Here is a 13,444-nt window from a genome sequence, read left to right as displayed (position 1 = left end):
CCCCCTCCTTCCTCATGTTTTTACAAGTTGATTGACGATTTTCATCAACTCTTCAATGGCTTCATCACCGTCTCCCGATTTGATGGCATCGGCAACACAGTGATGCGTATGTTTTTCAAGGAGCGATAAACCAACCTGCTTTAACGCTGAACTAATGGCGGTCAATTGAATAAGTATATCAGCACAATAACGATCTTCATCCACCATTTTTTGAATTCCTCGGACCTGCCCTTCAATCCGTTTCAACCGATTTTGGAGCATTTTCTTTTCATCCGGGTTTCTATGAATTAACCGTTGATCATTCTCCATAAAAATACCTCCGTATAAGTTCTTACCAATACTATACCCCCGTACAGTATAAAAAAACAAGGTTTTAGCTCGGAAATTCCATTTTTAACGGAGGCTATTTGTCCAATCAATAAGCCCTGCTTGTTCATACAATAAACCAGGACCCCATAAGGAGGTGTTCAGTCATGAGCCGTGGAGGCGGATTTGGAATGGGATTTGCTTTGATTGTTGTCCTGTTCATTTTGTTAATCATTGTAGGAACTTCCTATGTATACTAGGATGGTTGGGAAGTGCCGCTAGGGCGCTTCCTGTTTTGGATACAAATTAATAACATTTTCTTTTTAGGAAATACTATCGCATATCATCATGATAAGGCGTGATTCAAATAGAACATTTTCCAATCATACATACAAACTTTTGGGATGCAATTATCGCTGTACCTGCTGTACTCATTGTCACCGAGATTATCAAGCTTCTGCTCCCAATCCCGCGGTTTCTAATTCCAACCGTTGCCACGATTTTTGGACTGGTATTCGCTTTGTTCATCGCACACAAATTCAATTTTTGGGGAGCCATATTTATGGGACTATTTTATGGAAATGCCGCCGTTGGTGTATATGCCTCGTTAAAAACCAGTTGGCAAACATATAGATCCTCCGGAAACAATCAAAAATGACTGAGCGCACCATTGAGTGCGCCCAGTCATTTTAAGAGTGGAAGCCGATCAACTTAGCTTCTTTTCCTACACCCGGCATGTCTTTCTCAGGAAAGACGATAACAGAATCAACATAATCCCATTTTATCAATAAGTGTGTGGGACATTTCTCGGCAACCTGATCTGAAACAGGGACATCAGTACCATCGTCTTCCTTCACTTTTGTCCGTTCATAACATGGGTTTTCAATCCACATACCCATTGATTCAGTGAAAATAAGCTTGGCAATACACCACTTGTCCGGATGATAAATCCCCGTCACTTGGCCGGAAAGGGATTCGGGTAAATTTCTGAATTTAATTTGAACCTTTTGATTTACATAACTGTCCAAAAAAATGACAATCGCCTCCTCAATAGTATTAGGCGGAGATTCCTCACTTTTCATTTTCCTCATTTAATTCCCTTCAAAACATAAAAAACACACCAAATTATGGTGCGCACTTTAGAATGGGTCAATATTTTTTTGCTCAATAACATTAGCGATTGCTACGAACTGACTGAGCTATTTCACCTAATATTTGATAGCGCTCGTTTAACACCACCACTTCTCTATTCCAGATTGCGATCAGTGACTGCGTTTTCCTAGTACTCCAAGGCATAGGTTATCGAAGAAGTCAAAGTTGCACGGAGTTTACACGAAGAAGACTCACAAGATGTGAAAGATATCAGCTGCTTTCCTACGATAAATCAACAAAATCTGCTTTTGCGCCATTACTTATTCGGAGTAGTCCTGTTCCGCTCGCCGCGAAGCCGTACGAAATTCACAATATACACAAAGGAGCAAACTCATGATGCTTAAAAACAAGCTGTTGGTTCCGACTGACAAGACCGAAGACCCAGAATGTGGTGATCTGAGGCGGACTTCGTCACCGTGTTGTCCGGCTGCGACGCACACGATGTGCTAGTGCAAGCGAAGCGACAGGATGTCGCGTACTGAGCCTGCCGAGTGCCATCGGCTCGAGGTCATAAGCCAAATGCTTCTGAAGGCAAAGGACGCCTTCACCAGCTCTTGTCTTATGTTTGTCGCCGATAATCAGGCACTCTCGCACTTCCTTATCCTTTATCTCGTCAGGAGTCGTCCAGTCCGTACGTCGCTAAACAATCGCCTCCGCTTTTCTCATAAAAATTTCCGCTGCACATTCCTGCCATCGTAGCTAAAGATCATAGGCCGGTTTTCCACAACACTTTCCATATGAATTGACCTGCCCCAGAGCTGATAAATGTAAGGCAATACTTTTTCTAAATATTTTAAATCAAGTTCAACCCCCTCGTAGGAATGCTCAATATAAAGTTCGCCATTTTTCATGTAATCTCCATCATTGACAGTCAAGTACGGAAAGCCGCCATTAACCCTCATGTTGACAAGCTGGTCCCGTACTTCCTTCCATTCTTTATCGACGACCTTATAATCACGTCCCTGTTTTTGAAACAAGTACATATCTTCGCGTGTGACAAGATCCTTAGTAAGATAATTACGGAGAAAAGAAATGTCCGAATCAAGCTCCCTTACCTCAAACATCTTTTCCCTGCCTGAGTCTGGCTCGACTCCTTGTCTCTTCAATTCCTCATCCGGATTGTCCCACCGCTCTTCAATATCTTCAAAAATCTTTAAACCCAGGTAATAAGGATTTATGCTTGTTTTAGATGGCTGAATGACCCCGGCATTTAACTTTGCAAATTCAATTGCCTCATCGCTTTTTAAATCTAATTCCCTAATGATTCTTTGATGCCAATAAGACGCCCATCCCTCGTTCATGATTTTCGTTTCAAGCTGCGGCCAGAAATACAGCATTTCTTCACGAACCATCGTCATAATATCCCGTTGCCAGTCGGAAAGCTCCCGGCTGTATTGCTCAATAAAAAGCAGAAGATCTTTTTCTGGCTGAGGTGGAAATTTTTTCTTTCGTTTTTTTCTTTCCTTTGTTTGCTTCTTTTCATCCAAATCCCACAAATCATCGAACTCTGTTACCGTCTTCTCCTCTTCCTCCTCCCATTCATCTTCTTCATTCAAAGTCCAATCCAATGTCGGTCGGACTAATGAAGGATCGATATGTTCTTCAATGGAAAGGACAGCATCCAAAAACTCCTCTACTTCCCGCCTCCCGTATTCGATTTCATACTGTCTGATTCTTTCGGCGGTAGCAGCCATGCTTTCAACCATGTCTCTTTTTGTGTTTCTAAATCGGACATTATTTTTAAAGAAATCACAGTGTGCAAGGACATGGGCAACAATTAGCTTATTTTGGATTAACGAATTCGAATCAAGCAGGAATGCGTAGCAAGGATCCGAATTGATAACAAGTTCATATATCTTGCTTAAGCCGAAATCATAATGCAGCTTCATTTTAAAAAATTGCTTTCCAAAGCTCCAGTGGGAAAAACGAGTCGGCATTCCGTAAGCTCCAAATGTATATATTATATCTGCGGGACAAATTTCATAGCGCATGGGGTAAAAATCAAGTCCAAATCCGCTGGCGATCTCTGTGATTTCACTAATGGCATATTCCAACGCTTTCGTATCCGCACTCATGGCAATTCCCCTCCCTTATCCACAATGTATGAAAGAAAGGGCGCAATCATGAAAATCCAAAGCAATTCATTTTATTTTTCCGCAACTGAATTACTATATACATCTCATGAATTGGCAAGCCTGTTATATGCCAATGTCAACATTTACACCAAAAGCATTAGCTCCAACCGTCAATACTAATGGCAACTCCTAAAAAGGAGGGAGTTAAATTGCTGGATTATGACAAAGCTCTTTATTATACCCATCGTTCCGAATGGGATAATTTAATCGTCCTGATGGTCAGGACGAAAGACGATATGCTTTCAAAGAGGATAGAACGCTTTTTGCACGCATATTATTTTTCCCGTGACTATTCACTGATTGAGCGCCAGTTATTTTCGCTGCTCCGATTTTTGGAGTATGCTGCAACTGCAACAGACAATACTGAGATTTTCGAGGACTTTCCGCTTATTCGAATGTAATAAATACGGGCCGCCTGAATAATAATGGCGGCCTTTTTAAAATTAACAATACTGTTACAGTGATGCCATATCTTTTACACACAAGAGATATTAATACTATAATCAAGGTAATTCTTTAGATAAAGGCAGTGAATGCATTTGGAATCGAAATCGGTGAACAATAAGGAGAATATGCTATTTTTTGCATGGGCAATCTCATTGATTGCAACGCTTGGCAGCTTATATTTTTCCGAAATAAAGCAATTTGAGCCTTGCGAGCTTTGCTGGTACCAAAGGATTTTAATGTACCCCCTTACGATACTTTTAGGGATTGCAGCGGTTAAAAAAAATTATGGAATTGCATTGTATTCAAGTGTTTTATCAGGAATTGGAATGTGTCTTTCCTTTTACCATTACTTAATACAGAAGGTTCCTTTTTTCACTTCCAGTGCACCTGCATGCGGCCGAGTACCATGCACAGGCCAGTACATTAACTGGCTGGGCTTTATCACAATACCATTTCTGGCTCTTATTGCTTTTATCTTAGTTTTTATTGTAAGTATGCTGTTATTAAAAACAGCCAAGGGAGAGGACCGTATATGAAGAAATTGATTATTTTTTTAGTTATCATCATTGCTTTATTTGCCGCAATTGCAGGCATCACAAAGTGGCAGCAGTTGAAAAAATCGGAAGGTAATATCTATAAAAAGGAAAATCTTCATTCTGCAACCATAGACTTGCTGGATGATCCTTTATATCAGAACATTATTTTGCCTGAAGAATTAGAGAAAAAGCTAAATAATAAAGAAAATGTGACTGTTTATTTCTTTAGCCCGACTTGTCCGCATTGCATGAAAACAACACCAGAATTGATTCCGGCTGCAGAAAAGATGGGTGTTGATGTATATCAATTCAATCTGCTTGAATTCGAAGATGGATGGAACCAATACAGGATTAAATACACTCCTACACTGATACATTTTAAAAACGGGGAAGAAGATGCCAGACTTGTCGGGGGCAATCCGCAAAACGAAATTGAAACTTGGTTTGAGGAGCATGTGAAATAAGAGTTCTCCTCCTCTGGACTTGTTCATGACATATTGGACTGAGCAAAAATACCGAACCACCAAAGGGGACTGTATAAACAGCCCCCTTTCTACTTAGATTGAGTTACAATTAGGGGCAAACGGGTGATCTTCATTAATAGCTACCAACTAAAATGACATCCTTTGCGCTCTTAGTGACCTAAAAAAGGCCGTTTAGCAAATTATACTGAACGGCCTTTTTTCAGATCAAATATTCATTAGCTGGGCTCGTAAACATGCTAAACGCCAAGCCAGTATTATGAAGCGAAGCAAATTGGTTGTATGTAAAAGGAAAAGATAACCCATATTTTTCCAATATGCATTTATTCCTAAAGAATATTTTTTTATAATCCTCATTATCAACAGGAAGGGATCTTAACTCCAGCAATGAAATAAGCACTTGGAGTGCGACGATGATACGATATGCGTCATTTGCAGTTTCCAGCCACTCCTCCTGTTCGCTGGGAGTATTTAACACTTCCCAACGAATCAATTCCTTTGTTTCCACTTCATCAAAATATAAAGGGAATACGGAATGATAAAGATGGTCAATAAGGTCTTTGATCATCTTCTTTTGTTCCAAACTTGCCGCAAACACCACTCTCATTGCCTGAACCTGCCTTTAAATGTAGTAATAGGTCTTCTTAGAATAACATAGGTTGTATACCCGATTTCATGGGAATGGCAGGAAATTAAATGGAATTTTTATTCAGATAGACAAAGGTGCAGTGCTAATTCGGAGACTACTTCGGGTTACATACAGGTAGACAGCCGCGTTAAATCCCCCAGCGGCTGAGTCAAGTATCAACATGCTGGCATATCTTTTACAGTGGCCAGCATGTCCTCTATTTTCTCATGACGAAAAATTGAAATTATCAGGATCCGGACCGATCCTTTCATTCATATTCAAGGCATTAATTTCATTCATCTCGTTCTTCGTTAATTCAAAATTGAATAAATCGGCGTTTTCACGGATTCTTTCTTCATGAACAGATTTTGGAATAACGACAACGTCATTTTGCAAATGCCAGCGCAAGATAATCTGTGCGGTGGTTTTTCCGTGCTTTTGAGCCAGATGCTGCAATGTCGGCTCTTCTAAGAGACGGCCTTGTGCTATTGGTGACCAAGCTTCAACAGCAATTTTATGTTGCTCACAATATTCCCTTAACGGCTCCTGGTTTAATCTAGGATGCAGTTCCACCTGATTGATTACCGGCTTTTCATTGCTGTTAGTTGCCAGATCTTCCAGATGATGGATCTGAAAATTGCAGACGCCTATGGCTTTTACAACTTTTTCATCATACAGCCTTTCCAAAGCACGCCATGTTTCCTTGTATTTATCCTTTACAGCCCAGTGGATCAAATAAAGGTCGAGATAGTCCATGTCCAGTTTTTTCAGGCTTTGTTCGAAGGCCCTTAATGTAGAATCATACCCCTGGTCCGTATTCCACACTTTTGTTGTGATAAACAGCTCTTCCCTGGGAATCTCGGTTTCCTTGATTGCCCTGCCGACAATGTGTTCATTCTCATAAATGTGAGCCGTATCAATTGATCTATAACCATGATTAATGGCATATTTAATGGCTGCAATCGCTTCTGTTTCCTTTTTCATCTTGTATACCCCAAGACCTATGTAAGGAATCTTAACCCCGTTATGCAGTGTTTTCACTTCTTTTAAACTGTTAATCATTTTCCATCCCTCCTCCATTTTCTTCATTGTATCCGTTACCGCGTTTGAAAACGAATAATTTGTTCACAATATTTATTCGACAGAAACTTTTATCTTTCTTGAATATGAGCTAAAATAAAAACGTTTGATACAATAACCTTGGAAAAGGGTGGGAATTAAAAATGGTCTTTAACAGGAAAAAAGATAAGTTTGCCACATTATTGGAGAAAATTGCGGCAAACTTAAAGGTGAGCGCTGATTATTTTGCAGACTATAAACTTGGCAATGCAGATGATACAAAAATTTTCGCCGAAAAAATGAAGGAATATGAAAACATCGGAGATTCGCTTGTACATGAAATGATCACAGAATTGAACAACTCCTTCATCACCCCGATAGAACGGGAAGATCTTTGGGACCTTTCCATGGCTATGGATGATGTACTTGATGGCATGGAACATACTGCCGGTCTTTTTGAAATGTACCAGATTGTAAAAGCGGACGAATATGTAGTCAAATTTGTAGAAACCATTCGCAAATGTTCGGTAGAAATTGAAACAGCCATCGGTTTGTTATTCAGTAAAAAGCTGCCGGATGTCCGTCCTCATGCTATCAAAATAAAAGAATACGAATCCGTATGCGATGATGTATTGCGTGAATCCATGACAAACCTTTTTGCAACCGAAAAAGACCCAATTCAATTGATTAAATATAAAGAAGTGTATGAGCATATGGAGCAGATCGCGGACGATTGCCAAGGCGTCGCCAATACACTTGAAAGCATTGTGATGAAAAACGCTTAAGGGAGTCTAAATATATGGATTCATTATTACTGATTACTATACTGATCGTTATTCTTGCTCTTTCTTTCGACTTTATTAACGGCTTTCACGATACAGCAAACGCCATTGCAACGGCTGTTTCAACGAAGGCATTGAGACCGCGTGTCGCAATCGCTCTTGCTGCCATAATGAACTTTTTAGGCGCGATGACTTTTACGGGTGTCGCTAAGACAATTACAAAAGATATCGTGGACCCATTCACATTGCAAAATGGGTCAATTGTCATCATGGCAGCCCTGATTGCAGCTATCGCATGGAACTTGATTACATGGTATTTTGGAATTCCTAGCAGTTCCTCACATGCCTTAATCGGATCAATCGCGGGAGCCGCGATTGCATCAGCAGGAATAGCATCAATTAACTTTAAAGGTTTTACTAAAATACTTGAAGCGCTGATTTTCTCGCCACTCATCGCATTTGTAGTAGGATTTATCATTTATTCAATTTTCAAGACCAGCTTCAAGAACTTCAATCTTGCTAAAACGAATAAACGATTTCGCTACTTCCAAATATTAACGGCATCCATGCAAGCATACACACACGGTATGAACGATGCTCAGAAAGCGATGGGGATTATCACAATGGCTCTCATTGCCAATAACCTTCATACAACGGATGACATCCCTTTTTGGGTTCAGCTGTCCTGTGCGACGGCAATGGGTCTAGGAACCTCAGTTGGCGGATGGAAGATCATCAAAACAGTTGGCGGAAAAATTATGAAAATTCGTCCGGTGAATGGCGTTGCTGCAGATTTAAGTTCGGCCTTGATTATATTTGGTGCAACATATATTCATTTACCTGTAAGTACCACTCATGTCATTTCGTCATCCATCCTAGGGGTTGGCACATCCCACCGTGTAAGGGGAGTCAAATGGGACACAGCCAAAACGATGCTACTCACATGGGTTATCACTTTGCCGATTACAAGTTTACTTGCGGCATTTACTTTCTACGTTTTAAATTTGTTTATGTAATTGGCGGCAATCCTGAGCCCAGGATTGCCTTTTAACAGTTCACTGGAGGTCCCTAAATGTTCAAGTTAAAAGAAAATCGTACAGACGTTAAAACTGAAGTTTTGGCAGGGGTCACTACCTTTCTTACGATGGTTTATATCGTGGTAGTCAATCCAATCATTTTAAAAGACGCTGGAGTTCCTTTCGAGCAGGTGTTTACGGCCACCATCATTGCCACTGTAATTGGTACACTTTGGATGGCACTTGCTGCCAATTATCCGATTGCCATAGCGCCTGGCATGGGATTGAATGCGTATTTTGCCTACTCAGTTGTAGGAGCGCACAACATATCCTATACAACTGCGTTCGCTGCTGTATTTGTCGCTGGGGTAATCTTTATCATTTTATCCCTGACCCCCTTTAGAAAAGTATTGATCGAAGCGATACCGGCCAATTTGAAACATGGAATTACAGCAGGCATCGGGTTATTCATCGCATTCATCGGCATGAGATTAACAGGTATCATCGTAGCACATCCATCAAACCTTGTTGCTCTGGGCGATCTTCACTCTCCCGGAGTATTACTGGCTTTGCTAGGTCTTGCGGTTACTCTTATTTTGATGGCACTTAACGTACATGGAGCATTGTTCATCGGTATGATTATTACGGCCACCGTTGCTTACTTCACTGGACACTTGTCATTTGAGCATGGTTTTATCGAAAAACCGTCCTTGCCGGAAGGGTTGCTCGTCACTAACCCTATTGCAGCATTCGGCGATGTATTCGAACATTTTCTTTTTGCCGTCGTTTTCTCGTTCTTGCTAGTCACCATTTTTGATACGACCGGAACGATGATTGGCGTTGCACAGCAGGCAGGACTAATGAAAGGAAACTCATTTCCGCGTGCACGTCAGGCTCTGCTTGCAGATTCAGTGGCTACAACGGTAGGAGCAATGTTCGGTACAAGCCCGACAAGCGCTTATATCGAATCTTCATCAGGAGTCGCTGCCGGAGGCCGGACAGGCTTGACAACTGTGACGGTTGCAGTCTTATTCATTATCGCAGCATTCTTTGGACCGCTTGTCAGCGCGGTTTCCGGGCTTTCCGCCATTACGGCGCCCGCTCTCATCATTGTCGGCAGCTTAATGATCGGAACTGTCTCGGAAATTAATTGGAAAGAGATGGACGAGGCATTTCCTGCCTTTCTAATCATTTTAAGCATGCCTCTTACATCAAGCATCGCTACAGGAATCGCCCTTGGATTCATTTCTTATCCGTTATTAAAAATTTTCAAAGGGAAATGGCGCGATGTCCATCCACTTGTATATATATTTGCAGTATTGTTCTTCTACCAACTGGCGTTCATACCTCATTAAAAAATGGGATGGGAGAGTTAACAACCAGGTTGGAAATACAACGGAACGGTCATCATTTGTTTGATGATCGTTTTTTTCGTCAGCGATAAAACAGGCATATGCTGACTATTTTTTTTGACGGGGACCATTGATTTATACTGTCTTTTTATACATTCGGCCCTTGTTCTTTAGAAAAAACTGAACACAAAAAGTCTAATCTGCAGTGATTAGACCTTTTTAATATCCCCGTTAAAAACTAACTGTTTTTTCAATTGCTCTGGCTACGCGGTCGGGCGTCGGTAAATAATGTTGCTCTAAAGAGTAAAATGGAACTGGGACATCGAAACCTGTGACCCTTTCAATTGGTGATTTTAAATAGAGAAAAGAAGTGTCATTGATCAAAGCAATGATTTCTGTTCCCAGCCCGCTCGTAGCATGGGCTTCATGAACGATAACCGCCCTGCCGGTTTTTTGCACCGACTCGGCAATTGCGTCACGATCAAGCGGATACAATGTCCGTAAATCCAGAACATCGCAGTGAATCCCTTTTTCCTTCATCTTTTCGGCAGCCTGGACTGCAACTGGCACCATCGCCCCCCAAGCAATCACTGTTGCATCATCACCAGTTGCCAGTTTCTTCGCCTTGCCGATCTCCACTATATATTTTTCTGCCGGTACATCTTCTCTAAATGTCCGGTACGATCGCATGGACTCCAGAAAAAGAACTGGGTCAGGATCCTCAATACTAGCAATGAGCAACCCTTTTGCATCATATGGATTCGCCGGACAGACAACTTTTATGCCCGGCATATGCGTAAAGAATGCCTCTACACTATCTGAATGGATTTCAGGAGCCCGAATTCCCGCACCATATGGAGCGCGAATGACGAGGGGAACATGGAAATGACCATTTGTTCTCATCCTGAGTCTCGTGGCCTGGGACATGATTTGTTCAAACGCGGGATAAATGAATCCAAGAAATTGCATCTCTATTACCGGGATCAAACCGTTGACTGCCATTCCAATAGCGGTACCTGCAATTCCGGATTCGCTGATCGGGGTATCAATGACACGGCGCTCCCCAAATTCCTCAATTAAACCATCTGTCGCTCGGAAAACACCGCCATTTATTCCGATGTCTTCCCCCATTAAAATGATTTCACTGCGTTCCTTCATCATTGTCCTTAAACCATCTGTAACCGCCTGTACTAACGTCAGTTTTTGAGAAGCAGGTGCTGAAATACTCATGATTGAACACCTCGCAAATAATCAAGATATTTGTCTTTTTGCTCCTGGATGGTCCACGTCTTCTCCTCAAACACATGATCAAATAAATCATTCACATCGGCTTCTGGATAAGCTTCCATTTTCCGTACGGCCTTTTCAATCGTTTCAGCTGCCTCTTCCTTAATCGCCTCATTCCATTCCTCATCCCAAATACCTTGATTTTTCATGTATCTCTCAAGCCGCAAAATAGGATCTCCAGCTTCGCGCTTTTGCTCACTCAATGACTGATCACGGTATTTGGTGGGATCATCCGCAGTAGTATGCGCACCATAACGCCATGTAACGGCTTCAATCAGTGTCGGACCTTCCCCCGTGCGTGCTCTTTCCAAAGCTTTTTTCGTTTCAAAATACGCAGCAAATACATCATTTCCGTCAATTCGCACCCCTGGGATTTCATAAGCAACTGCTTTTTGAGCAATTGTCTTTGAATTCATTTGCCGTTCAATCGGAACTGAAATGGCATATTTATTATTTTGGTTGAAAAAGATGACTGGTGCTTTAAAAATGCTGGCAAAGTTTACTCCTTCATGGAAATCCCCTTCTGAAGTCGAGCCGTCTCCGAAATAAACGATTGCCGCATGGTCAGTTCCTTTGTATTGTTCGGCCATGGCTGCTCCTGCCGCGTGGGGCAGCTGTGTTGCAAGAGGCACTGCCGGGGGAAAGATTCTTTTCCCTTCAGGAGGGATACAGCCTTCTGCTCTCCCATTCCAATAAAGCAGTACGGTTTCCATCGGCATACCGAACGTCATTGTAGCTGCATGGTCCCTATAGGTCGGAAATATCCAATCTGCCGGCCGCAAAGCATGAGCGCTGCCAACCTGTGCAGCTTCCTGCCCTTCAAACGGTGCATAGGTTCCAAGCCTTCCCTGTCGTTGCATATTAATCGCTTTCCGATCAAAAGTCCTCATCAAAACCATCTGACGGTAAAATTTCTGAACAAGTTCTTCTGATAACTCGTTCTCTATTTCTTCCCTTACAAGATCTCCATTTCCGTCCACATAAACAACCTTAGGAAATTTCTCCTCCATGCTACTCCTCCTTTTAGATGATCACACGGATTTAATGCCTGAACTTCCATTTCGGCCGGGTATACCTTGAGAAAAAACTGCTTCCGGCTTTTCTTGCTTCGATTTTCTTTTCACAGAAACGGTTGGATGCTTCCAATGTTGAAATACTTTCACTCTCTGATACTTCGAATATTTCTAAAAGAGAATCATAAATTGCTTTCGTTTTATTCATCACACGCTGTTTGTTCGCACCGTATAACTCGTCCGTCACCTGTATTAATCCTCCGGCATTTACAATATAATCCGGAGCATATAAAATGCCTTTTTCCTTCAACTTGATACAGTGGCGATCCTCTTTCAATTGGTTATTAGCCGAACCAACGACAGCTTTCACTTTCATATTGCCGATTGTTTCATCGTTCAACACACCGCCGATTGCACAAGGAATAAATACATCCGCTGCTACTCCATATATATCTTCGCCGGACACAACCTTAATGGAAGTATTCCCGATGACTTCCCCGCGCTGAAGCAAATCAGCGACAGCCTGATCACTAGGCTCCGTCACATATAGACTTGCACCTTCTTGCAAAAGTCGTTCCGCCACTTTGAAGCCGACTTTTCCTAGCCCTTGAACCGCATACGTTTTATCACTCAAACTAATGCAACCGCTTACAATTAGGTTGGTAGCCTGGATTCCGTAAATGACGCCCAGTGCAGTCGGGATGGATGAATCTCCTCCTCCGCCATATTCCTCGGGCAGCCCGATGACGCAGCTGGTCTCCTTCATTGCATGAACAAAGTCTTCCGCTATGGTCCCCATATCTGTTCCTGTATAAAACCGTCCATTCAATGATTCAACAAATCTTCCGAATGCCCGAAATAATTCCGGTGATTTATCTCTTTTCGGGTCTCCGATAATGACCGATTTTTCCCCACCAAAATCCACATCTGCCGCGGCACATTTATACGTCATGCCCCTCGACAGCCGAAGTACATCCTCTAGGGCATCCTCGACAGTTGCGTAAGGGTACATCCTGCAGCCCCCTGTCGCAGGTCCGAGTACTGTACTATGGATGGCAATGATCGCTTTCAATCCCGTATCCGGATCGTTGCAGAAAACTACCTGCTCATGTTCATGAATTTGATCAAATAAATCCACGGGCCTTCTCCCTTTCAGGCTATTTTTTTGAAAAAAAAAGGAGTTCAGTTGAACCAAAACTCCCGTGAGGCGCTTTCAGTTGTTGAATCCGGCATGTTTGGGGCAATATAA

At 42.0% G+C, this 13,444-nt stretch carries 16 protein-coding genes; 8 read left to right on the top strand and 8 right to left on the bottom strand.

Annotation, left to right across the window (positions count from 1 at the left end):
- Nucleotides 1-12: 12 nt before the first annotated feature.
- On the bottom strand, nucleotides 13-309 hold the full coding sequence (locus tag D4T97_RS07625; protein ID WP_126049317.1) for a metal-sensing transcriptional repressor: 297 nt from the start codon (nucleotides 307-309) through the stop codon (nucleotides 13-15).
- Between the two features lie 164 nt (nucleotides 310-473).
- On the opposite strand from D4T97_RS07625, the gene D4T97_RS07620 reads away from it, so the two are divergent.
- Entirely contained in the window at nucleotides 474-566 is a 93-nt protein-coding gene (locus tag D4T97_RS07620; protein ID WP_126049315.1) for a YjcZ family sporulation protein, read from the top strand.
- A gap of 98 nt (nucleotides 567-664) precedes the next feature.
- Entirely contained in the window at nucleotides 665-964 is a 300-nt protein-coding gene (locus D4T97_RS07615; RefSeq protein ID WP_328588765.1) for a hypothetical protein, read from the top strand.
- A gap of 31 nt (nucleotides 965-995) precedes the next feature.
- On the opposite strand, the gene D4T97_RS07610 is transcribed toward D4T97_RS07615, so the two are convergent.
- Entirely contained in the window at nucleotides 996-1,397 is a 402-nt protein-coding gene (locus D4T97_RS07610; protein WP_235872185.1) for a hypothetical protein, read from the bottom strand.
- Between the two features lie 723 nt (nucleotides 1,398-2,120).
- Nucleotides 2,121-3,533, bottom strand: coding sequence for a SpoVR family protein (locus tag D4T97_RS07600; protein WP_126049311.1), 1,413 nt, complete (start codon nucleotides 3,531-3,533; stop codon nucleotides 2,121-2,123).
- 179 nt (nucleotides 3,534-3,712) lie between these two features.
- Between D4T97_RS07600 and D4T97_RS07595 the strand changes: the two genes are divergently transcribed.
- From D4T97_RS07595 to D4T97_RS07585, 3 genes are all read left to right on the top strand, one after another.
- Nucleotides 3,713-3,994: a YhdB family protein gene (locus D4T97_RS07595; RefSeq protein ID WP_126049310.1), complete on the top strand. Its 282-nt coding sequence runs from the start codon at nucleotides 3,713-3,715 to the stop codon at nucleotides 3,992-3,994.
- Nucleotides 3,995-4,126: 132 nt separating this feature from the next.
- Nucleotides 4,127-4,576, top strand: coding sequence for a disulfide oxidoreductase (locus D4T97_RS07590; RefSeq protein ID WP_126049308.1), 450 nt, complete (start codon nucleotides 4,127-4,129; stop codon nucleotides 4,574-4,576).
- Nucleotides 4,573-5,040: a thioredoxin family protein gene (locus D4T97_RS07585; protein WP_126049306.1), complete on the top strand. Its 468-nt coding sequence runs from the start codon at nucleotides 4,573-4,575 to the stop codon at nucleotides 5,038-5,040. Before D4T97_RS07590 ends, D4T97_RS07585 begins: the two co-directional genes overlap by 4 nt.
- Before the next feature lie 220 nt (nucleotides 5,041-5,260).
- Here the strand turns inward: D4T97_RS07585 and D4T97_RS07580 are convergent, their stop codons facing one another.
- Nucleotides 5,261-5,665, bottom strand: coding sequence for a DUF5365 family protein (locus tag D4T97_RS07580; RefSeq protein WP_126049304.1), 405 nt, complete (start codon nucleotides 5,663-5,665; stop codon nucleotides 5,261-5,263).
- 246 nt (nucleotides 5,666-5,911) lie between these two features.
- A complete protein-coding gene (locus tag D4T97_RS07575; RefSeq protein ID WP_126049302.1) occupies nucleotides 5,912-6,748 on the bottom strand; it encodes an aldo/keto reductase in 837 nt (278 codons plus the stop codon).
- A gap of 161 nt (nucleotides 6,749-6,909) precedes the next feature.
- Between D4T97_RS07575 and D4T97_RS07570 the strand changes: the two genes are divergently transcribed.
- Genes D4T97_RS07570 through D4T97_RS07560 form a run of 3 tightly spaced genes read left to right on the top strand, consistent with a single transcriptional unit; the run spans nucleotide 6,910 to nucleotide 9,898 of the window.
- On the top strand, nucleotides 6,910-7,530 hold the full coding sequence (locus D4T97_RS07570) for a DUF47 domain-containing protein (RefSeq protein WP_126049301.1): 621 nt from the start codon (nucleotides 6,910-6,912) through the stop codon (nucleotides 7,528-7,530).
- Between the two features lie 14 nt (nucleotides 7,531-7,544).
- Entirely contained in the window at nucleotides 7,545-8,543 is a 999-nt protein-coding gene (locus tag D4T97_RS07565; protein ID WP_126049299.1) for an inorganic phosphate transporter, read from the top strand.
- A gap of 56 nt (nucleotides 8,544-8,599) precedes the next feature.
- The gene (locus D4T97_RS07560) at nucleotides 8,600-9,898 is read left to right on the top strand and encodes an NCS2 family permease (RefSeq protein ID WP_126049297.1); all 1,299 of its coding nucleotides are present in this window, start codon (nucleotides 8,600-8,602) and stop codon (nucleotides 9,896-9,898) included.
- A 228-nt stretch (nucleotides 9,899-10,126) separates the two neighbouring features.
- Here D4T97_RS07560 and D4T97_RS07555 read toward each other — a convergent pair whose 3' ends face one another.
- Genes D4T97_RS07555 through D4T97_RS07545 form a run of 3 tightly spaced genes read right to left on the bottom strand, consistent with a single transcriptional unit; the run spans nucleotide 10,127 to nucleotide 13,333 of the window.
- Entirely contained in the window at nucleotides 10,127-11,125 is a 999-nt protein-coding gene (locus tag D4T97_RS07555; RefSeq protein WP_126049295.1) for an alpha-ketoacid dehydrogenase subunit beta, read from the bottom strand.
- Nucleotides 11,122-12,192, bottom strand: a complete 1,071-nt coding sequence (pdhA, locus tag D4T97_RS07550) for a pyruvate dehydrogenase (acetyl-transferring) E1 component subunit alpha (RefSeq protein WP_126049293.1) — start codon at nucleotides 12,190-12,192, stop codon at nucleotides 11,122-11,124. Before pdhA ends, D4T97_RS07555 begins: the two co-directional genes overlap by 4 nt.
- A 31-nt stretch (nucleotides 12,193-12,223) precedes the next feature.
- The gene (locus tag D4T97_RS07545) at nucleotides 12,224-13,333 is read right to left on the bottom strand and encodes a Leu/Phe/Val dehydrogenase (protein WP_126049291.1); all 1,110 of its coding nucleotides are present in this window, start codon (nucleotides 13,331-13,333) and stop codon (nucleotides 12,224-12,226) included.
- Between the last annotated feature and the right edge of the window lie 111 nt (nucleotides 13,334-13,444).

The organism is Siminovitchia acidinfaciens (assembly GCF_003605385.1).
Taxonomy (GTDB): Bacteria; Bacillota; Bacilli; order Bacillales; family Bacillaceae_C; genus Siminovitchia; species Siminovitchia acidinfaciens.
This window is presented reverse-complemented; position numbering and strand designations above follow the sequence as displayed.